Origin of the sequence: Parasphingopyxis sp. (assembly GCF_028279465.1) — a bacterium.
In the GTDB taxonomy this organism is placed as follows: domain Bacteria; phylum Pseudomonadota; class Alphaproteobacteria; order Sphingomonadales; family Sphingomonadaceae; genus Parasphingopyxis.
The window spans coordinates 1-24,117 of record NZ_JANQNS010000016.1; the positions used below are offsets into that span (position 1 = coordinate 1).

Annotated in this window: 18 protein-coding genes; 9 read left to right on the top strand and 9 right to left on the bottom strand. The window is 61.5% G+C overall.

All coding sequences use genetic code 11. From position 1 onward, the window contains the following. The first annotated feature begins 136 nt into the window (after window positions 1-136). Window positions 137-676, top strand: a complete 540-nt coding sequence (locus Q0974_RS13435; protein WP_299328580.1) for a DUF6456 domain-containing protein — start codon at window positions 137-139, stop codon at window positions 674-676. Window positions 677-735: 59 nt separating this feature from the next. On the opposite strand, the gene Q0974_RS13440 is transcribed toward Q0974_RS13435, so the two are convergent. Both Q0974_RS13440 and Q0974_RS13445 read right to left on the bottom strand, forming a co-directional pair. Beyond that, window positions 736-1,383 (bottom strand): PilZ domain-containing protein, encoded by a 648-nt coding sequence (locus Q0974_RS13440; RefSeq protein WP_299328582.1) that lies wholly within the window; start codon window positions 1,381-1,383, stop codon window positions 736-738. A gap of 143 nt (window positions 1,384-1,526) precedes the next feature. Then, window positions 1,527-3,086 carry a winged helix-turn-helix domain-containing protein gene (locus Q0974_RS13445; RefSeq protein ID WP_299328585.1) on the bottom strand — a complete coding sequence of 520 codons (1,560 nt, stop codon included), beginning with the start codon at window positions 3,084-3,086 and terminating at the stop codon, window positions 1,527-1,529. A 169-nt stretch (window positions 3,087-3,255) separates the two neighbouring features. Here Q0974_RS13445 and Q0974_RS13450 point away from each other — a divergent pair, with 169 nt between their 5' ends. Further along, window positions 3,256-3,615 (top strand): DUF4190 domain-containing protein, encoded by a 360-nt coding sequence (locus Q0974_RS13450; RefSeq protein ID WP_299328588.1) that lies wholly within the window; start codon window positions 3,256-3,258, stop codon window positions 3,613-3,615. 114 nt (window positions 3,616-3,729) lie between these two features. After that, complete coding sequence (locus Q0974_RS13455; RefSeq protein WP_299328591.1) at window positions 3,730-4,368, top strand: glutathione S-transferase family protein; 639 nt, start codon at window positions 3,730-3,732, stop codon at window positions 4,366-4,368. An 11-nt stretch (window positions 4,369-4,379) separates the two neighbouring features. Here Q0974_RS13455 and Q0974_RS13460 read toward each other — a convergent pair whose 3' ends face one another. Next, window positions 4,380-5,930, bottom strand: a complete 1,551-nt coding sequence (locus Q0974_RS13460) for a hypothetical protein (RefSeq protein WP_299328594.1) — start codon at window positions 5,928-5,930, stop codon at window positions 4,380-4,382. 140 nt (window positions 5,931-6,070) lie between these two features. Between Q0974_RS13460 and Q0974_RS13465 the strand changes: the two genes are divergently transcribed. Further along, window positions 6,071-7,801, top strand: a complete 1,731-nt coding sequence (locus tag Q0974_RS13465) for a cyclic nucleotide-binding domain-containing thioredoxin-disulfide reductase (protein WP_299328597.1) — start codon at window positions 6,071-6,073, stop codon at window positions 7,799-7,801. Here Q0974_RS13465 and Q0974_RS13470 read toward each other — a convergent pair. The 3 genes from Q0974_RS13470 to Q0974_RS13480 form a co-directional block, all read right to left on the bottom strand. Further along, a complete protein-coding gene (locus tag Q0974_RS13470; protein WP_299328599.1) occupies window positions 7,798-8,436 on the bottom strand; it encodes a YiiX/YebB-like N1pC/P60 family cysteine hydrolase in 639 nt (212 codons plus the stop codon). The genes Q0974_RS13465 and Q0974_RS13470 overlap by 4 nt on opposite strands. Further along, a complete protein-coding gene (locus Q0974_RS13475; RefSeq protein WP_299328601.1) occupies window positions 8,433-8,816 on the bottom strand; it encodes a DUF4878 domain-containing protein in 384 nt (127 codons plus the stop codon). The genes Q0974_RS13470 and Q0974_RS13475 overlap by 4 nt, the downstream gene beginning before the upstream one ends. 95 nt (window positions 8,817-8,911) lie before the next feature. Further along, on the bottom strand, window positions 8,912-9,757 hold the full coding sequence (locus Q0974_RS13480) for a LytTR family DNA-binding domain-containing protein (RefSeq protein ID WP_299328604.1): 846 nt from the start codon (window positions 9,755-9,757) through the stop codon (window positions 8,912-8,914). Between the two features lie 139 nt (window positions 9,758-9,896). On the opposite strand from Q0974_RS13480, the gene Q0974_RS13485 reads away from it, so the two are divergent. After that, window positions 9,897-11,090 carry an acyltransferase family protein gene (locus Q0974_RS13485; protein ID WP_299328607.1) on the top strand — a complete coding sequence of 398 codons (1,194 nt, stop codon included), beginning with the start codon at window positions 9,897-9,899 and terminating at the stop codon, window positions 11,088-11,090. A gap of 39 nt (window positions 11,091-11,129) precedes the next feature. Here the strand turns inward: Q0974_RS13485 and Q0974_RS13490 are convergent, their stop codons facing one another. Beyond that, window positions 11,130-12,674, bottom strand: coding sequence for a phospholipase D family protein (locus tag Q0974_RS13490; protein WP_299328609.1), 1,545 nt, complete (start codon window positions 12,672-12,674; stop codon window positions 11,130-11,132). A gap of 209 nt (window positions 12,675-12,883) precedes the next feature. Here Q0974_RS13490 and Q0974_RS13495 point away from each other — a divergent pair, with 209 nt between their 5' ends. Continuing rightward, window positions 12,884-14,077, top strand: coding sequence for a fumarylacetoacetate hydrolase family protein (locus tag Q0974_RS13495; protein WP_299328612.1), 1,194 nt, complete (start codon window positions 12,884-12,886; stop codon window positions 14,075-14,077). 164 nt (window positions 14,078-14,241) lie between these two features. Here the strand turns inward: Q0974_RS13495 and Q0974_RS13500 are convergent, their stop codons facing one another. Continuing rightward, on the bottom strand, window positions 14,242-14,823 hold the full coding sequence (locus Q0974_RS13500; protein WP_299328615.1) for a YqaA family protein: 582 nt from the start codon (window positions 14,821-14,823) through the stop codon (window positions 14,242-14,244). Between the two features lie 238 nt (window positions 14,824-15,061). On the opposite strand from Q0974_RS13500, the gene Q0974_RS13505 reads away from it, so the two are divergent. Both Q0974_RS13505 and Q0974_RS13510 read left to right on the top strand, forming a co-directional pair. Further along, the gene (locus Q0974_RS13505; RefSeq protein WP_299328617.1) at window positions 15,062-17,911 is read left to right on the top strand and encodes a TonB-dependent receptor; all 2,850 of its coding nucleotides are present in this window, start codon (window positions 15,062-15,064) and stop codon (window positions 17,909-17,911) included. 14 nt (window positions 17,912-17,925) lie between these two features. Beyond that, a complete protein-coding gene (locus Q0974_RS13510; protein WP_299328620.1) occupies window positions 17,926-18,957 on the top strand; it encodes a phytase in 1,032 nt (343 codons plus the stop codon). 189 nt (window positions 18,958-19,146) lie between these two features. On the opposite strand, the gene Q0974_RS13515 is transcribed toward Q0974_RS13510, so the two are convergent. After that, window positions 19,147-20,703 carry a sodium:alanine symporter family protein gene (locus Q0974_RS13515; protein ID WP_299328622.1) on the bottom strand — a complete coding sequence of 519 codons (1,557 nt, stop codon included), beginning with the start codon at window positions 20,701-20,703 and terminating at the stop codon, window positions 19,147-19,149. Between the two features lie 147 nt (window positions 20,704-20,850). Between Q0974_RS13515 and Q0974_RS13520 the strand changes: the two genes are divergently transcribed. Beyond that, complete coding sequence (locus tag Q0974_RS13520; protein WP_299328625.1) at window positions 20,851-24,087, top strand: DNA methyltransferase; 3,237 nt, start codon at window positions 20,851-20,853, stop codon at window positions 24,085-24,087. Window positions 24,088-24,117: the final 30 nt, after the last annotated feature.

Sequence of the window (24,117 nt, forward strand, 5' to 3'; positions counted from 1 at the left end):
CCGGTGCCGCGCCTGAGCGAAAACGAAGGTCTGACAAAGAAGCTTCCCTAACCAAATCGGTTTTTCTCTTTCCTACACTATTGCCGAAATGGCAAGTAGGGGTATCGATTCCCTGCACATAAAAGAGACAGCGTCTATGCCGAAAGCGTCCCGCAAACCCGATACCGGCCCCCGTATTCTCGCCGAACGGCCTTTGCCGCAGGATGGCGTGGCGCGTCCCGATCCGGTGCGGCCGGGTGCGCCGGTGCGCAAGGGCCGGCTGGCCCGTTCGGTTACGGTCAATCTCGCGGAATCGCCGCTATCCTGGCTACGGTCGCGGGGCCATGTGACCGCGCGCCAATATGATGCGGGCGAAGCCCTGCGGCGCGATTACGAGCTTTCGCATCTATCGCCGCGCGTGACGATGCAATGGGATGCGCCGCCGACCGGCAAGGTTGCGCGCGGTGCGCCCGCGGCGCTTGATCCGGGCGAGACGCAGATTGTCGCAAAGCAGCGCTTCGAACAGGCGGTCGCAGCGCTCGGCCCGGGGCTCGATGATATTGCCTGGCGTGTGCTCTGTGCCGGCGAGGGGCTCAAAACGGCAGAAGGCGAACTTGGCTGGCCGGCCCGCTCAGGCAAGCTTGTGCTCGGCCTCGCGCTCGACCGGTTGGCAGACCATTACCGGCTGCCGGGCTAATACCCTGACAGCCGGTAATGCACGCCGCCCAGAGGCCTTGTCCGGGGGAACGGGAATCTCTAGCCGGCGCTGTGGGGGGCTTGGTCACCAGCGTTACGGTTGCGCGCGATGCGCACGACCCATTCGGCCAGCGCGGTGAAGGGGAAGGGGTGCGAGAATTCCACACCGAAACAGTTGCGGCGCGACCATCGCACCACGCAGGTCCGTGAACCGAGCGAACCGATTGCCAGCTCGGGCGACCGGTATTTGTCGAGCGGATAGTCCAGCTCCAACAATGCGCCGCCGACCCCGATATCGCGTATCAGCGCGGGCCGCTGCCAATCCGTGTCCTTGAGCGTCGCCCGGTAATCGACCCGCGCACGCAAGGGGCGGCGCGCCATGCCGGGCGGGGCGGTAGCCAGAAACTGCTCGACATCGATCGGCGAGCGGAAAGAGGCGCCGCAACTGTCTTCATTCTGCCATTCCTTCTTCACGGGCAGTACCGTGCCGTTGGCCAGTTCGATCTTCATCTGCGCCGGAAAATCGATTGCGCCGAAGGTTCTGATCGCAAGGCCCTTTCGCGATACGTTGCGCACCACCGTCAATATTTCATGATCGTCCCAGATGAGTTTGGCGGTCCGGTACAACAGGCGCATGCGCGGTTCGGCGCGGTTGTCGCCGCCAAATTCCGGATCGCTCCTCCTGTTCAATGCCGCCACCGTCTGCATCGCCTCGTTCCCGCGCGCATTGCCGTCCGACCCGTTCGGTGACCTTGCGCGCTGTGGCGGCAATTATGGGAAGGCGGGCCTATCCAAGTCTTGAATCAATTCTGGATAATTCGGGGATTCTGCCGTGGCAAAACGGGTTTGCCTCAGGGAATATCGTGCGCGGCGAAGATGCCCTTCAGTTGCTCGGCTGCCTCTTTGCGCATCATCGGATGGGCTTTCACGAACCGTTCCGTCGTGAAACCGGGGTGAACTTCCTCGATGCGCCGCGCGATCCTGAGCGACACATCCCGATGTCCGGCGACATAATTGGCGCACAGCCCCGATACCATCGCGACGATGTCGGTATGCGGCAGCTCCATAATCTTGCGGCCCCATTCGGCCGCCTCTTCCAGCTTGCCGAGATGAATATGGGCGGTGGCCAGCGCCGCATAGGTGCTGTGACGGAGCGGATCGCGCGGGCTGAGCGCAAGCGCCTTCATCGCATGATCGACGGCGACATCGACCGGGCCGGTCATCGAGCGCTTCGCGGCGATCTGGCTGTGGCCCCAGGCATAGTTGGGGCAATATTCGATCGTGCGATCGAGCCACATCAGGGATTCGTCCTGCGTGTCCTCGAACGATGTGGACCGGGCCATGGCGAGGCTCGCCGCCGGGTCGAACGGATCGCAGTCGATGGCGCGCTTGGCGCTGTCGATCATTTTCATGCGCATATCGCCGGTGTCCCGGAACAGGTGCTGGATGTTCAGCCACCAATAGGTGTGGGACAGGCCGGCATGGGCGCGCGAAAATGTCGGATCGATTGCGATGGCCTGTTCGAAAAATCGCGCTGCCGCATTCTGCCGCCGGATATCGCGCATGAAGATATGCGACATGCCGAGATGGAAAGCCTGCCAAGCCGTGAGCTGATCGGGGACTTTCAGCCGGACCCGCTGCGCCTCGTTATGCGAAATCCGCAGTTCGACCTCCGAGACGATGGCCGCGACGATATCCTGCCGGATTTCGTGGATTGCGCCCATGCTGCCCGCGAAACGCTCGGCCCAGACGATGCTGTCGTCGCGGGTGTCGGCCAGTTCGGCCGTCACGAACAGTTTATCGCCGGCGATCTCAATCGTGCCGGAAAGGCAATATTGGACCGACAATGCGCGGCGGACCTCCGACAGGCTCGTCGCGCCGGCGGGGAACTGGAAACTCGAACCTCTCGCGATCACATGGAGCATGCGAAGACGCGAGAGCGCGGTGATGATCTCGTCGGGTAGCGCCTCGCTGAGCGCGCCGCGCGGATCGGACGTATCCAGAACGGTAAAGGGCAGAACCGCTATCGACGGGCGGCTGCCGATGCGATCGGCCGGCGTATCGGGCGCTTCCGCGGTGGCGCGCGCGACGCTTGCGGGCCGGGGCCGCGACGTATTGGCGAGCAGCCGGAAGCCCTGGCCATGCACCGTGCCGATGACGCGATAGGGCCTTTCGGTATCGCCGAGCGCCTTGCGCAGCGCCTTGATCTGGCTCGACAGCGCCGAGTCCGAAACGGCGCGCCCATCCCATACTTCGTCGAATATCCGTTGCTTCGTCAGCAGCCGGCCCTCGGCCGAAACCAGCAAATCGAGCAGCCGCATCGCGCGCGGTTGCAGCCGGACGACCTCGCCCCGGCGCAGCAGTTCGAACCGTTCCCGGTCGAGCGTGAATTCCGCGAATTGATACGACATATGCGACCTATCCCGTGCGCCCATTGTCCTGAAAGCCAAGGGCTTTGTCCATGCGCGAGGCCATAGCCTTGTTCATAATTGCGCGATTTTCACGGCGTCTGGGTACGCGACTTGTCAGCTAGGCCGCGCAGTGACTAGGGTGCGCGGCACAGATAGAGGGGCAGGCATTATGGATAATCAGGAACCGCGGCCGCAGGTGCAGCCGGTGCAGAGCGGCGACAGCAACGGGATGGCGATTGCCGCGATGATCATCGGGCTGTGCGCGGTGCTGCTCGCGCTGATCCCGATCATCGGGTTTATCTCATGGATATTGGCGCCGCTGGCGATCGTCTTCGGTATCATCGGCAAGAACAAGCCGACGGGCGGCGGATTTGCCTGGACCGGCATCATCAGCGGCGCGCTCGCGCTTGCCATATGTGTCGCCTGGCTACTCGCCTGGTGGGGGCTGGTGAGCTTCGGCGAAACCATTGCGCGGGATTATGAGGAGCAGATCCGCGCGGAGCAGAGTTTCGGCGACAACTCCAAATAGGAGAGCCGCCGTAGAGCAGATTTGCACCGGCCCGGTGCGCTTTTCATGCGTTGCAATCTGCAACTGATCTGATAGCTTTGGATTCAACCCACCGCTTCATCAGGAGTTTCTCGCATGATCATCTACGGCGCTTCGCTTTCGCCCTTTGTCCGCAAAACCGTCGCTTTCGCCAATGAAAAGAGCGTCGAATTCGAGCATCGCGACAGGATGCCCGGCGCCGACGATCCGGAATTCCGCGAATGTTCGCCTTTCGGCAAGATTCCGGGCCTGCGCGATGGAGACTATTGCCTCAGCGATTCCACGGCCATCGCCCACTATCTCGAAGCCAAAAACCCGGACCCCGCGCTGATCCCCGCTGAGGCCGAAGCGCGCGGAAAAGTGATGTGGTTCGACGAGTTCGCCGATACGATCTTCGTGGCGGTTGGCGGGGTGATCTTCTTCAATCGTGTGGTCGCCACCTTCATGGGGCAGGAGCCGGACGAGGCGGCGGCGGTGACCGCGGAAACCGAAACGCTCCCGCCGATCCTCGCCTTTATCGAAAAAACGCTGGCGGACGGACGGGAGTGGCTCGTCGGCGACAACCTCACACTGGCCGATATCGCTGTCGCGGCGCCGTTCAAAAATCTCGATTACGGCCGGGCGGCCGTCGATTGGGATGCCTATCCGAAGACGCAGGCCTTCAAGGACCGTGTGCTGGGTCGCGACAGCTTTGCCGAGCTGCTGGCGAAGGATGCGGCGATGGTAGGCGGCTAGAGGCCGGCCGATCAATCGTGCACGTAACTCGCACCGATCCAAAAGTTCATGTGGTCGATATGTTTATCGATATTGGCTTGATCCAAACCGAGCAGTCCCTCGAGTGTGGGCCTCATGACCTTACCAATTGTGTGATCTGCGATCTTCTCGGCCGTTGCCATGCCGACGCCGCCTAATGCAGTTGTGAGCGCTGTGTTGATTGCGGCTTCGGGCATCCCCATGCTAGCAAGAAACAATGTGGGAGTTACGCTGACCACAGCGGCAGGAGCGGCCTTTTGAACTGCAAAACCCGCAATGGCGTTTTTTGGCGTCCATTCGTTGGCCTGTTGTTTTAGCCTTAGAAATATTTTTCCGAGCTTGTTTTCGACAGCGTAGTCGGGGAGGTCGGCCAGTACAGTATCGATGTGCTGATCCATCGCGTCCTGAACGGCAGCTTGTCGACCCTTACGCGCATCGCGAACCTCGCGGGTGAACCGGACGATGTCGGTATCTTTGTGTTCTTCGGCCGATGCGAGCGACCTTTGTTCGTTGTCCAGCGCCTGTTTGATTTTGCTGTTCATACGCCGAAGACTGTTCTGAAAGGGCGATGAGGCAACGATTTCCCAAATGCGATCCCAGTCGACCTTGTTGGTGGCACCACTCAGGCCTGCACTTCCTTGCTCTCCGGTTTCCACGGCCTTTACGAGGCCATCACTGGCGAAACCAAGCGTGAGGCCGACCGGATATTTGTCTTGCTCGATTTCCTGCAAGAAGAGCGAGGGGACGTGCACGCCGTAACGCGTGATGAATTCTTGGTTGAGAGAGTAATCGAGCCATATCCGGGCTAGATCCCACGTATCACCGAAGCGCACCCGATTTTCATTTTTGTACCACGTTCCACGTAATCCAAGGCCTTGCGAAGTCTTCTCGATAGCTTCCAGCCCCTCGCTCAACTCTTTGTGCGACGCAAGATCGCCGAATTGCGCGCCCGTTCGTTCCAAGAACGCACGTAGCGGAAGGGCCAAGCCCTCCCGTTTTGAGCTATAGGGCCTATGGATATTACCATGGGTGACAGTGAGGGAGCAGTCGTTTCCTTCCCCAAATTCCCTGGCGATACGATTGAAGAAAAGGCCAGGGCCTCCATGCTGTTCGATCAGAAAAAATTTCCGTTCGAGATATGCTTTGGACATAAAAGCGAGCAGTTGATCGTTGGTCACTCCCTGCTGTTTGGCGATGTCGCCCAGGACAACGAGGTTGGTTTCCGGGTCAAGGAACCGGTCGACATAATCGCGGACGAAGTCATCATAGTTTTGAAACTGATGATCGAGCCCCAATGAAAAAGGTCTGTAGGAACTTAGAGAATAGAGCTTTTCCCTACTAGCTTCCAAAGCCGTGATAACTTCGCTGAAAATTATCTGAAACCCGGGAGAATCGGCGATGAAACCCGCGGGTACAACGATTTTGCGTCCGAAAATGACCGCCATAAGGACGTCAGTGCGCGCCTGTGAAATATCGAAAGCCCGATCGAGTTCATCGTCCTCTTGGTATCGAGCTGCATCCAGGCTTTGGAGCAAGGTGCGCATTTCAGGTATTTCGACACGTCTTGACACAATAGGGTGTGAGTGCCTTGCGCGGCATCTGCATGCAAGTTGAAGATGTTCCGAAATCAGTGAAACTCGGTCCAATCTCGACCCCGTAACAGTTCGTACCTACATATTCGCTCATGACCGATACAGCCCGCACCGCCACGCCCACCGCCGCCGCCTTCGACATTCAAGCCGGGAGCGCGCAGGACCCCTATAACCGGGAACATCAGATCTTCCCGAAGCTGTCCGCGAACCAGCTCGAACGCGCGCTGGCCTATGGCCGCGAAGAGGCGCCGGAGGCGGGCAGCTATCTGTTCGAGCGGGGGCAGCGCGGCGTCGATTTCTTCATCTGCCTCGAAGGCGCGATCGAGATTGTCGCGCATAAGGACCAGGCGGACGCGGATGACAATACCGAGGAAGTGATCACCGTTCACGGGCCAAGCCAGTTTACCGGCGAGCTCGATCTGTTCAACGACCGGAAGATTCTCGTCGACGGCCGGGTGCGCCCGGGCACGCGGGTTATCCGCGTGACGCGCGAAGATTTCCCGCAACTGGTCTCGGCTGAAACCGATATCGGCGAGCTTGTGATGCGCGCCTTCATCCTCCGGCGCACGGGCTTTCTCGTGCATGATCAGGCGGGCGCGACCTTGGCGGGTCCGAAAAATGACGGCGATGCGCTGCGCATCACGCGCTTCCTGCGCCGCAACGGCTATCCGCTGCGGGTGGTCGACACGGACGATCCAGACCAGGCCGAGGCGTTCTTCGCCGATCATCCCACGGCGCGCGACAAGCTGCCGGTGCTGATCCATACCGGCAATGCCTGCCTCTCCAATCCCAGCAATCACGAAGTCGCGAATGCGCTGGGCCTGACGGAGGATCTCGATCCCGATCATATCTATGACGTTGCCGTTGTCGGCGCCGGACCGGCCGGGCTCGCTGCGGCGACCTATGCGGCGTCGGAAGGCCTGGATACGGTCGTGATCGAACAGGAGGCGCCCGGCGGGCAGGCGGGCACGTCCTCGAAAATCGAGAACTATCTCGGCTTTCCGACCGGCATTTCCGGGCAGGCATTGGCCGGGCGGGCCTGGATTCAGGCGCAGAAGTTCGGCGCGCGTTTTGCGATCTCGCGGGCGATTGTCGACATGGATTGCGATAACCGGCCTTATGCGCTGCAGCTCGAATGCGGACAGCGGATCGTGACACGGTCGGTCATCATTGCTTCGGGCGCGCGCTATCGTCAGCTCAGCCTCGACAATTACGACAAATATGAGGGGCAGGGGATTCATTACGCCGCCACGGCCATCGAAGCCCGGCTGTGCCATGACAAGGAGGTGATCGTGGTCGGCGGCGGGAATTCGGCCGGGCAGGCGGCGATCTTCCTCTCGCACCATGCCCGCCATGTCCATATTCTCGTGCGGAGCAAGAATCTCGCGGCGAGCATGTCCGACTATCTGATCCAGCGGATCGACTCTTCCGCACGCATCACGCTGCACACCGAAACGGAGATTACCGAACTGCACGGCGATCCGCTGCTCGACCAGGTGACCTGGCACGACAAGGCGAACGGCAAGAGCGAAACGCGCGACATCGGCAATATTTTCGTGATGATCGGCGCGGTGCCGAACAGTGATTGGCTCGAAGGCTGTCTCGACCGCGATGGCAAAGGCTTTGTGCAGACTGGGGAGGATTGTCAGGGCAATGCCACGACATCGCCCTATGCGACGAGCCGGCCCGGCATCTATGCGGTCGGCGATGTCCGCGCGGGTTCGGTCAAGCGCGTGGCGTCGGGCGTCGGCGAAGGCTCGGTCGTCATCGCCAGCGTCCATCAATATCTGGCGGAGGAAGCCAGCCGGGCGCAGCCGGCCTAGCTACGATCCCCAACTGGGACCGGCGCAAATGCGGCGGAGCGCAACAGATCGGCTGGAAACACGATGTCGCGGATCATTGCCGCGCGGCTCGCATCGGGCGGCGCGAGTGTGATCGCCGCGCCGGCGCTGTGGAAAGCGTCCAGTACGAGCTCGGTGCAATAGAGCGCGCTATCGTCGTCAGTATCGAACTCTTCATCAAACGGAATGCGCCGCGCGGCGAATGCGCGGGCGGCCGTCACGGTCGAGATACGTTCTGCCGCGGTGAGGTCTGACGGTCGGTAGAAAACGATATCGCTGGCGAGCCCCGGATCGTTGAAGATGGCCAGCGGCACGCGCTCCACATAACCGCGCCCGCCATCTTCGGGCGGCGCGGCATGGATCACGAAGATCGCGCCGTCCGCCGTCCGCTCGATCAGACCGACATGGGAAAAGCGGGCGAAAGAGCCAGCCCGCACGGCGTCCGCCTCCCAGCCGCGGCCGGCGCGGAATACGAGATCGCCCGAGCGTAGCCGGTCCGTGTCAATCTCAGCGGTGGCGATCCGCTGCGTGCGGTCCAGCGAGCTGGCCGGCACCGTCGCCAGTGCCGCCAGCATCGCGGCGATGGCCAGCCATATCGCGGCTGGCCGGCCGGTCATTCCATCTCGACCGAGATATACCAGACGCCGTCCACGCGGGTCAGCGTCGCTTCATCCTCTTCGCTGGTGCCGTCGCCGAAATTCGATTGATAGCGCACGGTGGCCGTATCGCCTTCGACTTCCTCGGACAGAATCTCGATACCGTCGAACCCGCCGCGCCGATTGGCTTCCTGCGACGCGAGCGAGACGATCATGCCCATTTTCGGGCGGAACATTTCGCGCGCATCGGGCTCGATATGCTCGATAACGGCTTCTTCATTGCCCTCGGCAATCGCCGTCTGAAACGCCTCGACCGTCGCGCCGGGCCCGGAATTGCCACCCGAACAAGCTGCCGCGAAGACGAGCAAAAGCGGCGCCAGAAATGCAAGAATACGATTCATGACAGAATTCTCCCCCTGAAATGCGAAAACGCACGATGCGGGGCGAAACCTATCTTGGCGCCGGCCCGCTGTCCATGCAGCCCGTGCGCAATGGATCAGATTTCGATCGCCGCGCGGTACCGTCGGCTACAGGGTACGGTTTCGCCGCCCTTGAGCGTCAGCACCAGATCGCCGCTGCCCGACGGGGCGCTTTCGACGATCTTGTCGCGGTTGACGAGCCATGAGCGGTGGACGCGCGCGACATCAATGCCGGCATCGCGGAGCAGCCCTTCCACCCCGGCAAGCGTCGCGCGCGCGAAATGCGTCTGGTCGCCAGCGGCGACTTCGACATAATTGCCGGCCGATTTCGCATGGCGAAACGCGGCGGCATCGAAGCGCATCGTTCGCCCGCCGCATTTGAGTGTGATGAGCTGCGATTCGCGCGCATCTCTGCGCGCCGCTTCCAGTTCGCGCTGCTGTTCCATCAGCATCCGGAACATCGTCATCGAGGCGGCGATGACGGCATAGGTCAGCAGGTCCTTGCGAAACTCATAGACGAACAGCGCGGCGAGGGACTCGGACGGCAGATAGGCGCGGTCCAGGATCGGCGGGAACAGCGCGAGCCGCAGTCCCGTCATCAGCGCGATATGCAGTGTTGAAAAAATCGCCGCCGCAGCCAGATGCCCGGCGATCCAGAGCGGCAGCCCGCGATCGGGGAGCCGCCACGCCCCGGTCAGTAGGACGATGAAGGGCGCCAGCGCGACGATGGCCGCGACGCTGGTCAACTCGGTCAGCCATTGCTGGGCCGGTTCGACGAGCAGCCCGGTGCGCCTCATATCGGCGATGTCGGACAGCGCGTTCACGGCAGCGATCGCAATCCCCACGAGTGCGATCGCGATCATGGCGTAGAGCATGATGCGGCGTTCGAAACGTCCTTCGGTTTCGGCCGCGCTCAGCACCATCGCCGCTCGTCCCTGTGGCTTGCCGCTCGTCCCGGCGCATCGCCGTTCGTCCTCGACAGTCGCGTTCCGGCCCGGATTTCTGGGATTTCTTCTCGACACACGCCAGTCATGATGCCGCCAAGCCGAAAGGAGACGCCGCATGGCACTGCTTGCCGAACCGATCGCCGACAGCCGCCGCTACGATCTCGACTGGCTGCGCTTCGGCGCCTTCGCGCTGCTGATCTTCTACCATATCGGCATGTTCTATGTGACATGGGGCTGGCACGTCAAAAGCGTCTATGCCTCGCCGGCGGCCGAGCCGCTGATGAGCCTGCTCAACCCGTGGCGACTGGCGTTGCTCTTCTTCATCTCGGGCGTCGCCGTGCGCTTCGCGTCGGACAAGATGGCGTCGGGGGCCTTCGCCGCGAGCCGGCTCAGGCGGCTCGGTCTTCCGATCCTGTTCGGCATGACGGTCGTCGTCGCACCGCAGACTTATTTCGAGCTTATCCAGGATGGCACGATGCCGCCCGGCTATCTGGCCTTTTACGGCGAGTATATCGTGCCGATGGGGCCTTGGGAGATGATCACCCCGACCTGGAACCATCTCTGGTATGTGGTTTACCTGCTCGTCTACATCCTGCTGCTCGCACCTTTTCTGAAGCCGCTGTCGCGCTTCGCAGCCGGGCGGGGCGCGGAGTGGTTTGGAAAGGCGCTCGGCCATCCCGTCTCGCTGCTGCTGGTCGTGACCGCCCCATTCGTTTTCTATGCGGCCGTCTTCGGAGATCGCTTTCCAGAAACGCATGCCCTGTTCGATGACTGGCACAATCACGCCAATCGTTTCACGATTTTCCTGATCGGCTATTTCGCCGCGAAGAATGCGCGTTTCTGGAAAGCCGTGGGCCGCGCACTGCCCCTGGCGGCCATCGTCGCCGCTGCGATCGGCGCGATCATTCTCGTCTACACGATGGTGCCGGGGTTTCGCGAAGAACACCGGCTCGGCCCTATCGTCGGGACGACGCTGATGACGCTCTACGCCTGGTCGGTGATCGTGCTGCTCATGGGGCTGGGGCAGCGTTTCCTCAACCGGGATTCGAAACCGCTACGCTACCTCACCGAAGCGATCTTCCCCTATTATATCCTGCACCAGACGATCATCGTGATCGCGGGTTTCTACCTGACGCAGCTTGCGCTCGGCGCCTGGCCGGAGTTCCTGCTGCTGGTGCTGACCACCGTCGGCGGATGTGTGCTGCTGCACGAATATGCGATCCGGCGGATCGGCTGGCTACGCCCGTTATTCGGTCTCAAGCCAGCGAGGAAGGCTGAGTCTCTGTCTGCTGTGGCTTGCACCAGCTGAATCATAGCGCGCATACGATGCCGGCATGTCTGCGCGTCCTTACAGCATCCACTCGACCGGCAGCCAGCTCATGAAATGGGCCATGCCGCGTTCGAAAGCGCCGGTATTGGGTTCCGTGTCATGCGTGATGGTTTCGCCATCTTCGCCGGCTTCGGTCCAGACGATCTCGTTCTCGTCGCTCAATGACAGTCGATAGAAGAGGTCGTTGCGGTCAAGTGCGCGCGATAGGGCGGTGGCGATCGCCGGGCTTTCGATCAGAAACCCCATCTCGGTGTTGAGCGAGGCCGAGCGCGGATCGAAATTGAACGAGCCGATGAAAATGCGTTCCCCGTCAATTGCGAAAGTCTTGGCGTGGAGGCTCGACTGCGAGCCCGTGAACAGCTGGGTTTGCGCCGGATCGGGCGTACCGGGTTGCCCGCGTAACTCCATCACCTCGGCGCCGGCGCGCACCAGACGGTTGCGATAGCCCATCCAGGCGCTGTGTACGGGCGCGACATCGGTTGCCTCGAGTGAGTTGGTCACCAGCCGGACGCGCACGCCATCGGCCAGATACGTTTCGAACAACTCCGTCCCGATTTCGCCGGGAATGAGATAGGCCGAAACAAGGTCGACGCTTTCTCTCGGCTGCTGCAAGAGCGCCGGCAATTGCCCGACCAACAGTTCATCCTGCTCCGCTTCGCCCAGTCCTTTGGCCGGATCGTCGCTGATGAGCGTCAGATTGACCCATTCGAACAAATCCTCGCCAGCGATGACGCGCGAGAGCACCGGCGCGTTCGCAACGACCCGGCTATATTCCGAACCGAGCGCGTCTTCCCGCGCCGTCGCGGCGGCGGCGGCAAGTTCTTCCCGCCCGTCGTCCGAAGCGGGCAGGATGTCGGCGGCTTCATAGGAGGAGCCGCTTGTCCAATAGCGGTCGAAATTATCCGAGACATCGATCGCGGCGGGCCCCACGGCGAGCACGTCGAGATCGAAATAGGTGACGCCGTCGCCATAGGCGAAATAGATATCGCCGATATTGCGCCCGCCGATCACCGTGGCGACGCCGTCCACAGTCATCGACTTGTTGTGCATCCGCCGGTTCAGCCGGAAGAAATCGAAGCCATAGGAGAGGAGCTTGGGGCTGCGCATCGTGAACGGATTGAAGATGCGGACCTCGACATTCTCCATCGCGTTTAGGTCGGCCAGCACATTGTCGAGGCCGGGAATGCCATTGTCGTCGAGCAGCATCCGGACCCGCACTCCGCGCTCGGCGGCCGCACGCAGCTCGTCGAGCAATAGCCAGCCAGTCGTGTCGGTCTGCCAGATATAATATTGGACATCGATCGTCTCTTCGGCGGCGCGGGCGAGCAATAGTCGGGCGGCCAGCGCGTCGCGTCCGTCGGCCAGCGGGACGATCCCGCTGCGGCCCGGATTCTCGGCGATATGCGGCAGGAAGGCGGCGCCCAGCCGGGTATCCTCGCTCGTCGGGATGGCCATCGAGGCTTCGCCTTCGGGTAGCGGCGGCAGGGGATGGGTAAGTCGCAATATGACAAGTGCCACGGCGACAACCGCGACGACCCCGAACAAAATCTTGAGAAACCGCATCGTGAAAGCTCTCTTGGGACAGTGACTTATCGGGGTTGAACGCTTCCTATACACGTTTGCCGGACTTTTGCGCGATCTGATTGTGATGGCGAATCTTCAGAACAGATAGCGGATCAGGTCGCTGCGTCCCCTGTTCGCATTGAAACCACCGCGCTTTGCGCCAGTGCGCCTGCCCCGTTATGGCGATAGCCAGAGCGGGGGAGGGCCGGATGGCGCGCAGGATTGCAATCACGATATTCGCCATCGTCGCATTGGGCGCGATCATCCTGTTTGCGCTCTGGGCAACATCCCCGGACCCGCGCGGCAATGCCGCAACCTTCGAGGATAGCGAACTGGAATCCGCGATCCGCCCGCTGGACGAAGCCGTAACGCTAGCGCGGATGGAGCGGCCCGGGGGCGATATCGCGACCCTTCTGGTCCTCGATTTCGACGGGAACGCGGCGACGGTTGTCGATCTGGAAACGCTCGGTGCGGTTCCGTCTGATGACCCTTTCGAGGCGCTGGCCAGTGTCGACGGTGATGATCTGGCCTCGCGGGTCACGGGCGATATCGTGCGCGAGACCGTCTCCATGGATGATTTGCTGCCTGCGGCCGGCTCGGGCGACCGTCATATCGCGACCGGCACCAATTTCCCCGAGCATGCCGAAGAGGCGTCGAGCGACTCTGTTTTTCGCTTTCCCAAGTTCGGCACCGCGACACCGGCACGGACAACGGTGACAGCCGAGCCCGATGTCATGCTCGATTACGAGATCGAGATGTGCATGATCTTCGATCGCCCGATCCGTGCGCTTGAGGATTTCGACGCGGCGGCGAAAGGCTTTTTCCTCTGCGGCGATTTCACGGACCGGTCGACGCTGATCCGGTTGATCGATCCCGACAATCTGGATTCCGGTCACGGCTTCAGCGACGCGAAAAGCGGCCCCGGTTTCTACCCGGCCGGTGCGTTTCTCGTGATCCCGCGCGACTGGCGCGCTTTCATCGCCGAAGAGCGGATGACGACGCATGTGAATGACGAGCGGCGCCAGGATGCGCGGGGCGGGGAGATGACGCTCGATTTCCGGGAACTGACGGAACAGGCGCTGGCGGACATGGCCGAACCCCGCTTTCTGTATCAGGATGACTATTATCACCTCTCGCCCGAACCCGAGATACGCGAAGGCATGACGCTGATGTCCGGGACGTCCGAGGGCGTTATTTTTACGCCGCCGACGCGCGCGGACATTATCGAGGGCGGGCTATGGCATCTCTTTTCCGGGCGGCTGTTCGAAGGCGAGACGCTGACATCGTCGGTGATCGAGGTGTTTATTGGCAATGAGCTGGAAACCGGCCACTTCCTGCAGCCGGGCGATATCGTACACTATCGCTCCAGCTCGATGGGCGATATCGTGATTGCGGTCGAATAGACGAGTGCGGTTCTTGTTTTGAGCGTATATCCCGTTCAAACAGGCAGCGCTCGTCACCCCAGCGAAAGCTCGGATCTCAGGCGGATAGGCACGGCGTTTGTGGCCGGAGATTCCAGCTTTCGCTGGAATGACGGATTGTGAGTCTGTGGCTTGGGGCCGGACTTTTAAAACAGATAGCGTATCGCGACGAACCCGCCGACGAGCAACACACCGGCCAGCGCGGTCAGCATCCCGAAATAGCGTTCGATGAACGCTTTCATCGGCTCGCCGAATTTCCAGAGCAACGCCGCGACGAGGAAAAAGCGCGCGCCGCGGGCGATGATCGCGGCGGGGATCAAGATATGGAGCGGGAGGCCCGTGGCGCCGGCCGCAATCGTGATCACCTTGAAGGGCAGGGGCGTGAACCCGGCCAGCAGGACGATGATCCAGCCCTGTTCGTTGAAATTGGTCGCGAAGCTCTCGAAATCGCCGGTATAGCCGTAAAATTCGATGATCGGCTGGCCGACCGTCTCGAACAGGAAATAGCCGATCGCATAGCCCAGCACCGCGCCGAGCACCGAAGTGATCGTGCAGATCGTCGCATAGCGAAACGCCTTGTCAGGCCGGGACAGGCACATCGGCAGCAGCATCACGTCCGGCGGGATCGGGAAGAAACTCGATTCCACGAAGGACACGCCGCCGAGCCAGCGCTCGGCCTGGCGGTGCGCGGCTTTCTCCAGCGTCCAGTGGTAGAGGCGTTTCAGCATGGGCGCGCCTTATAGGCACCGCATCGAAAAGGGAAATACGGGTAGGGCGGATAGGAAATACGGGTAGGGGCGAAATCGCCGAATTCCCGGCGACCTTCGGAATAACAACAGCTTACCGATAACCCTTAGATGCGCGTCAACAATATATAACAAATGCGTCATTGGGTCGTCATGAAAACACCACCCAAGCGAAACCTTCGTCGCCTAGGCGCGGTGCAGGCATCAATGGGGTAACATCATGAGCGATTCTCTGTTCGCACGGCGTTCCGTGCGTCTTCTTTCCGCTTTGGCCGTATCGACGGCCATCGTCTCGCCGGCTGTTGCCGGCACCATCGTCGGCACCGTGATCGACGCGACGGATACGCGGGCGCTGCAATCGGCGCAGGTGCGAATCCTCGAGCTCGACCGAACGGCGTTGGCCGAACGCGACGGGCGGTTCCGCTTCGCCGACGTTCCGGCGGGCAATTATACGCTCGAAACCCGGTATGTCGGCGCCGAAACGGTGACGACGCAGATCACGGTTCCAGAGACCGGCACGGTCACCGCGAACATTGTGGTCGGCATGCCCGACAATGCGATCCTCGTTATCGGGCAGCGCGCAAACCAGGCGAGCGCGCTCTCCCGCCAGCGCGAGGCGGATGGCGTCAGCTCGGTCCTCACCCGCGATGCCATCGGCCAGTTTCCGGATCAGAATGTTGCGGAATCGCTGCGCCGCCTGCCGGGCCTCAACGTGCTCAACGACCAGGGCGAGGGCCGCTTTGTTTCGGTGCGCGGGCTCGACCCGAACCTCAACTCCTCCTCGATCAACGGGACGCGTATTCCATCGCCCGAAGCAGACGTACGCGCCGTTGCCCTCGACGTGATTTCCTCGGACCTCATCGAATCGATCGAAGTCCGCAAGACGCTGACGCCCGATATGGACGCCGACACGATCGGCGCCTCGATCGACATTCAGACGGTCGCCTCGTTCGACAGCCGCAGCGATTTCCTCTCGCTGCGTGCTGAAGCGAGCTGGAATGAACTGTCGGATTCGATCACGCCGAAAGCGAGCCTCGATTTCTCGACCGCGCTCTCCGACAGTTTCGGCATTTCGGGCGGTATCTCCTATTATCTGCGCGAGTTCGAAACCGACAATGTCGAGGCCGATGGCTGGACGACCGGCGATGACGGCACGGATTTCGTCGAGGAGATCGAGTATCGCGATTATGACGTTGAGCGCGAACGGATCAGCGCGTCGCTCTCGCTCGATTTCCGGCCGAGCGACAGTACGACGCTCTTCGCGCGGGGCCTGTGGAGTCAGTTCGATGATCAGGAATTCCGCCGCCGGCTGATTTTCGATGTCGGCGATTTCGATCAGGTCTCTGCTGGGTCCGGTAATCTGGTCTCCTTCTCCGATAGCGAAGAGGAAATCGCGGTCGAGCGGGACATCAAGGACCGGTTCGAGCGGCAGCGTATCTGGTCGATCAGTATCGGCGGCGAGACCGAAACCGGCCCATGGACGATCGATTATCAGGGCAGCTTCTCCCGGTCCTCGGAGTTCGAGAACGGGTCTGTCGACCCGGCGACCTTTGCCCGCGATTTCGACGATGAAGGGTTCGGCGTTGCGTTCGACTATACCAATCCGATGATCCCGACCTATGCGGTTACGGGCGGTCAGAGCCTGTTCTTCGACGCGAGCGAATTCGAACTGGACGAGATCGAATTTACGGCCTTGTCGGACTCGGTCGATGAGGAATGGATGGCCCGGCTTAACGTCGCCCATGTCTTCCCGACGACCAGCGGCGATTTCACCGTTCAGACCGGCGTGCAGGGCCGGTGGCGCGACAAGATGTTCGACGGCACAGTCGAATATTATGAGAATGACGCGCTGGTGCTGCGCGATTTTGTCGGCCCGCCGACGTTCCGGCTGGCCAATATCGCGCCGGCCGCGGCGGATAGCCGGATCAGCAATTTCTTCTTCAATAATCGCGGCGCGTTCGAGCTGCAGGAAATCGATACGCAGTTCGATTCGAACGTCGAAGATTATATGAACCAGGAAGATATTTATGCCGGCTATCTGCTCGGCCGTTGGGACAGCGATACGCTGCGCGTGATCGGCGGCGTCCGCGTCGAGCTGACCGAAAACCAGATCAATGCGAACACCACGGAGCTGCTCGACGAGATCGCCGAGGAAGATCCTATCACAGGCGAAGATATTGTTATCCGCGAGGAACAGGTGATCGTCACGCCGAACAGCTTCTCGCGCAGCTATACCGATTGGCTGCCGAGCCTGAACATCCGCTGGGAGCCGATCGACAATCTCGTTTTCCGCGCCGCCGGTTATCGCAGCCTCGTGCGCCCCAATCTCGCCGATCTCGCGCCGATCTTCGCGGTCGAGGAAAATGATGAGGAGGAACGCGAGGGCGAGTTCGGCAACCCGAACCTGCTGCCCTATGAAGCGTGGAACTTCGATGCTTCGATCGAATATTATTTCAGCTCGAACGGCGCGATCTCGGCCAATATCTTTTATAAGGATATCGAGAATTTCATCGTCGATTTCTTCGACAGTGACGGCGGCACGTTCAACGGCGTGGCGTTCGATGAAGCGGTGATCCCGATCAACGGGGAAAGCGCGGAGGTTTTCGGCTTCGAGTTCAGCTTCGCCCAGGCCTTCACCTTCCTGCCGCACCCGCTGGACGGGCTGCTCTTCAACTTCAACTATACCTATACCGACGCGGAAGGGACGGTGCTGGACGAGGATAATAATCCGCGCGTGATTCCGCTCCCGGCCTCGTCGCAGAACACTTTCAACGCCGTGCTCGGCTATGAATCCGGACCGTTCAGCATCCGCATCGCGGGCACCTATCGCGACCTCTATCTCGACGAGCTCGGCAGCTCGCCCGATACGGACCGCTACGTGCAGGACCATTTCCAGCTCGACGCGAGCGCGCGCTTTACCGCGACCGAGAATCTCCAATTCTTCTGGGAGTGGATCAACATCACGGACGAACCCTATTTCGCCTATCAGAATTTCAACGGCAGCCGGCGGCTTCTCCAATATGAAGAATATAACTGGACGATGAAGTTCGGCGCGCGTCTGCGATTCTGATAGAGGTTTCCGCCATGCGATCAGCCATTTCCGTTGCCGCACTCGCGGTCCTGCTCGCGGGTTGCGAAACCATCCCGCAGCCCGATCCCGCGCGCGGCATTCCGGTGACGGCGAGCGCGCAGACCGTGCCAGTCGAGAGCACCGACGATGCCGCCGACGATCCGGCGATCTGGCATCATCCCACCGATCCCGCGCAAAGCCTGATCGTCGGCACCGACAAGCAGGCCGGGCTCTATGTCTATGGCCTCGATGGCGCGCGGCGTGGCTTCTATCCGGCCGGCCGCGTCAACAATGTCGATCTGCTAACCGTGCGCCGCCGCAATGGCGATGCCGTGCTCGTCGCGGCGAGCGACCGCAACGACGAGCTAACCGCGCATGTCTCCCTGTTCTGGCTCGATCCGGGCAGCGGCGCGCTTGCACCGGCGGGCCGCATCGAGGCCGGGCCGGGCGAGGGTTACGGCTTCTGCATGGCGCTGGCGCCGGACGGCCTCGTGCACACCTTCCTCAACACCAAGGAAGGCACGATCTATCATCAGCGGCTGGACTGGATCGACGGAATCCAAGTGCGTGACACCCGCACCATGACCGTGCCGACCCAGCCCGAAGGCTGCGTCGTCGACGGGCGCAACGGCACACTCTATGTCGGCGAAGAGGCGGCGGGCGTCTGGCGCTTCGATCTTGAAACGGGCGAGGGCGAACTCGTCATCCGCACCGATGGCGACCGGCTGGTGGCCGATGTCGAGGGGCTCGCACTCGCGCCGGCGGGCGAAGATGGCGGTTACCTGATCGCCTCGAGCCAGGGCGACCACGCCTTCGCCGTCTATCGGTTGCCGGATTTCGGCTATGTGGGCCGCTTCTATATCGCCGATAGCGAAACGATCGACGGGGTGACGGAAACCGACGGCATCGAATTGAGCCTCGCCAATTTCGGCCCCGCCTTCCCGAACGGCCTGTTCGTCGTCCAGGACGGCCACACCCCCTCGCGGCGGCAGAATTTCAAGCTGGTGGATTGGGGGCGGGTGATCGGGGCGCTGGGTTTGGAATAGCTGAGAAGACGCTCCCTCTCCCCTTGTGGGAGAGGGATGTGGAGGCTTGGTCCGACCGTGTCGGGCCTAGTCGCAGCCGGGTTAGGGGTATGATTTCACGATGACGCGAAACCCCTCATCCAAGTTCGCCTAGGCGTGTTCCACGCCAAGGCTTTCTATCCTTCTCCCACAAGGGGAGAAGGAAGGTCTTTAGTGCCCCGGCTCGCCGCTCACATCGTCCATCAGCTCCTTCGGCGTTTCGCGGCCATGGTCGGTGCCAGCGGTCCGGTTGCCGGCGGCCAGCGCGAAGATCACGCCGGATAGCGCCATCAGCGCGACGATATTCGGCAGCGCCATCGCCGCGTTCGAAATATCGCCAAGCCGCCAGACCAGATCTAGCGGGACGAAGGAACCGATGAAGATCACCAGGCACCAGAGGATCCGCCACACGAGGTGCAGCCGGAGCTCGCCAGCCCGCGTTGCGCCGGGCAGCTGGTCGTAGAGATAGGTGATCGCGCGCTCGCCATAATAGCTCCATGTCAGCAACGTCGTGAACACGAACAAGAGCAGCGCGATGGACGCGATCAGCGTGCCGATCGGTATGCCGATCACCTCCAGCGGGAAGGCGGCGGCATAGGCGCCCGAGGTCATTGCGAAGCCCTGCAGGTCGGACTGCCAGGCATGTTCGACGGCGATCTGCTGGCCTTCGACCGTCGCGGTGAAATCGCCGCCGACCGTCAGCATCACCAGCGCCGTCATCGTGCAGATGACGATGGTGTCGATGAATGTGCCCATCATCGCGAAGCGGCCCTGGGCGGCGGGGTCGTTGGTTTGCGCGACGGCATGGGCGATGGCCGTGGAGCCTTGCCCGGCTTCGTTCGAGAAGAGCCCGCGCGCGACGCCGGCGCGGATCGCCATGATGATCGCCGCGCCGAGGAACCCGCCGCTCGCGCTCTGCGCATTGAACGCGCCGTCGAAGATGCGCCCGAACGTCTCGGGCAGATAGTTCGCGTTCAGGATCAGCGCGATGATCGCCATCACGATATAGAGCCCCGCCATAAACGGCACGATCGTCTCCGCGACCCGGCCGATCGACTTGATGCCGCCGATGATGACGATGAACACGGCGATCGCCGCGACCAGCCCGCCGATCCACTCGTCCACGCCGGTCAGCTCGTTGACACTGTCGCCGAAGCTGTTGGCCTGGATCGAATTGCCCGTGACGAGCGCCGAGAACAGCGTACCGAGGCAGAACAGGATCGCCAGCCATTTCCATTTCGGCCCCAGGCCATAGGTGATGTAGCTCATCGGCCCGCCGCGATAGACGCCGTCCTCGGTCCGCTCGCGGAACCGGACGGCAAGAGACCCCTCGCCGAACGCCAGCGCCATGCCGAACAGCGCCGTCACCCACATCCAGAAGATCGCGCCGGGCCCGCCCAGCGTGATGGCGGTCGCCACGCCGACGAGATTACCGGTGCCGACCTGCCCCGAAAGCGCGGTGGAGAGCGCCGCGAACGGCGAAATCTCGCCTTCGCCCTTCTTGTCCGATTTCTTGAAAATGCCGACCAGCGAACTGCCGAGCTTGCGGATCGGATAGCCTTTGAGGCCCGCCATCATATAGAGGCCCGCGCCCAGCAGGATCACGACCATCGGCGGAACGAGCAGCACCTCCTCGCCATTCCAGGTGCCGCCCCAGATGAAATCGCTGACATTGGTAACGCGCCCGACGAGCGCCTCCATCCCCGAAACCGGTGCGTCCGCCGCCATCAACTCACTCCCCGAAACCGTTATCGTTGCGGGCCGGGAGCTTTAGCGGAAGCCGGAGTGATGTAAACCGCGGGGTGGGGGAGGGAGGGATTGATGCCACGTGTCACATAAGCCATGGGAAACCATGAGGGAGCTCCGCACACAAAAGTGAATATCGACCAACTTGTTGAAAAATGGCTGACGAAGGAGCGGGCCGGAGAACGCGCTGAATATCAGCAATTCCTGACCGAATTCTGTCAGGCCATCGACGTCCCGACGCCCGGCGACGATGGGATTCCTGCTGAGGACTATCGGTTCGAAGCCCCGGTTGTATCGGAAGCGGCTTTTGGCACGAAGGGCACGCATCGGATCGATCTGTACCGTCGCAATCACTTCATTCTCGAAGCGAAACAGAGTCAGCTGGCCGAGGGCGAAGAAGCGCCGGAAGAACCGCCAGCCGAGCCCGCCGAAACGGCCTATGATCTCTTTGGCAATCCGGTCGGCGTGCACGATACCGCCGGAAAGGCGCGGCCGCGCTATGACCGGTTGATGTCCGATGCCCGCGTTCAGGCGGAGCGCTATGCGCTGGCGCTGCCCGGCGATCACAAGGCCCCGCCCTTTCTGATTGTCTGCGATATCGGTAGGGCGTTCGAGCTCTATTTCGACTATTCGGGGAACGGGCGGGGCTATGGCTTCTTCCCGGATCAGCAAAGCTATCGCCTCGCGCTCGAAGACCTCCAAAGCACTGAAAAGCTTCGCGGCACCAAACTCACGCCGCGTGACACGCTGGTTGCAATCTGGACCGATCCGGCCGGCATAGACCCGCGCCTGGTTTCGGCGGAAGTGACGCGCGATGTCGCGATGCGGCTGTCGCGCGTGGCCGAACGGCTCGAAAAGGATCAGCGCGCTGCCAATCCTGACGGGCTGGAAACCGAACTGGCGCTCGGCATCGAAGCGACCTCGCTCTTTCTCATGCGGATGCTGTTCTGCATGTTCGCGGAGGATGTTGGGCTCCTGCCGCAAGAGAGTTTCAAGCGGTTTCTCGCGGATGCGCGCAAACGTTCGGATCAGTTCTGGCGCAGCGGTCTTCACGATCTCTGGTCGAAGATGGACGAGGCCGAAGAAACCAATCGCTACTGGTCGTTCGGCGATGCGATTGTCAGTTATTTCAACGGCAATCTCTTCGCCTCGGCCCAGGTGTTCGACGTGCCCCAAGAGTTCAAGGGCGAATTGCTTGAGGCGGCGAAGAAAGACTGGCGCGCGGTTGAGCCCGCCATCTTCGGCACGCTACTCGAGCAAGTGCTGACCGAAGGCGATCGCTCGAAGCTCGGCGCGCATTATACGCCGCGCCTCTATGTCGAGCGGCTGGTTGATGCGACGATCATGGACGTGCTGCGCCCCGAATGGGAGGCTGTGCGGGACGATGTGCGCATGCTGATCGAAAAGGACGAACGCGATCGGGCGCTCGATAAACTGCGGGCGTTCCGCGACCGGCTGGCCGCCGTCCGTGTGCTCGATCCGGCCTGCGGCACGGGCAACTTTCTCTATGTTGCGATGGAGCAGCTTTTGCGGCTCGAAGGCGAGGCGATCCAGCTCGCCGCCGAACTCGATCACAAGCTGAAACCCGAAGTGCATCCCAATGGCTTTTTGGGCCTTGAGCTCAATCCGCGCGCGGCCGTGATCGCCGAACTCGTGCTCTGGATCGGCTGGCTGCGCCATCGCCTCGCCAACCATCCCGACGCTATCGGCGAGCCGGTGCTGCCAACGCTGACCAATATCAACGAAGGCACTCATGGTGGCTTCGATGCTGTGCTCGTCAGGACAGCGACGGGTCAGCCTGATACCAAGAAACCCCGCCAACCGGCTTGGCCCGAAGCGGAGTTTATCGTCGGCAATCCGCCGTTTATTGGCGGCAAAGATATCCGCGACAAGCTCGGCGGCGATTACGCCGAGGCCTTGTGGGCAGCCAATCCACGTGTGCCGAAATCGGCCGACTTCGTCGTGCAATGGTGGGATCGGGCCGCTGCCATGCTGACGGCCAAAGCCAGCCCGCTCAAGCGTTTCGGTCTTGTGACGACCAACTCGATCACGCAGGAATTTTCGCGCCGTGTAATCGCTAACTATCTGGGCGACGATACCCATCCTCTGTCTCTCGTCATGGCAATTCCCGATCATCCATGGACAAAAGCGACCAAAGATGCAGCCGCTGTACGGATTGCCATGACCGTGGCCGAAGCAGGAAAGATGGATGGCCTTCTCCATGAAGTGACCAGTGAGACGGCACTTGATACGGACGAGCCACATATCGAGTTGGCTACCGTCGAGGGTCGGATAAATCCCAACCTTACCACGGGCGTCAGCCCCAATTTGGCGCAGTCGCTCCGCGCCAATGAAGGACTGTCATCACCGGGTGTCAAACTTCACGGAAGCGGATTTATCGTCACAAAGAAAGAGGCCGCCGTACTGGGCCTCGGCGAACGTGAAGGGTTGGAGCGGCATATTCGGCCGTATCGCAATGGTCGGGATCTGCTGCAGCGGTCGCGCGATGTCATGGTGATCGATCTGTTCGGGCTCGATGAAAAAGAGGTCCGGCAACGTTTTCCGGAAGTCTATGAGCATCTGCTCACTAAAGTATGGGAGTTTGAGGAGTTCAACAAACGCAAAGGCGACTGGGAAAAGAAAGGTCGCAAGCATAATCGCCGAGAGAGTTACAAGGAATATTGGTGGATTCACGGCGAACCGAGAAAGGATTTGCGGCCAGCGCTTGAGGGACTGCCACGCTATATCGCGACCGTCGAAACCTCAAAGCATCGGATATTCCAGTTTCTCGATGCCGAGATAGTGCCGGACAATATGCTCATCGCCATCGGGAGCGATGACGCATTCCATCTTGGCGCGCTGCAATCGGCGGTTCATGTGCAATGGGCGTTGCGCGCGGGCGGCACTTTGGAAGATAGACCTCGTTACAACAAATCGAAGATATTCGAGCCATTCCCGTTCCCCGATGTCACCGACGATCAGCGTAAAGCCATCGCCGACCTAGCGGAAGAACTGGACGCGACCCGCAAAGCCGCGCTCGCCGAAACCGAGAAGCTCACCATGACCGAGCTTTATAATCTGCGCGAGAAACTGCGCTCGGGCGATCCCGTGTCGAAAGAGGAAGAGAGGCGCGCGACCAAGGCGCGCGCTGCCATCATCAACCGGCTGCATGAGCAGCTCGATCAGGCCGTTGCCGAGGCCTATGGCTGGGGAGAGGAATGGAAGGCTGGCGAGCTCGGTCCGTCCGAGATCGTAGCGCGGCTCGTCGCGCTCAACCATGAACGCGCGGCCGAGGAAGCCGAGGGCCATGTCCGCTGGCTGCGGCCCGACTATCAAATCCCGCGCTTTGGCGCGAAAGAAGACTGAACCAAAGCCCTTCCCAAAAGCCCGTAAACT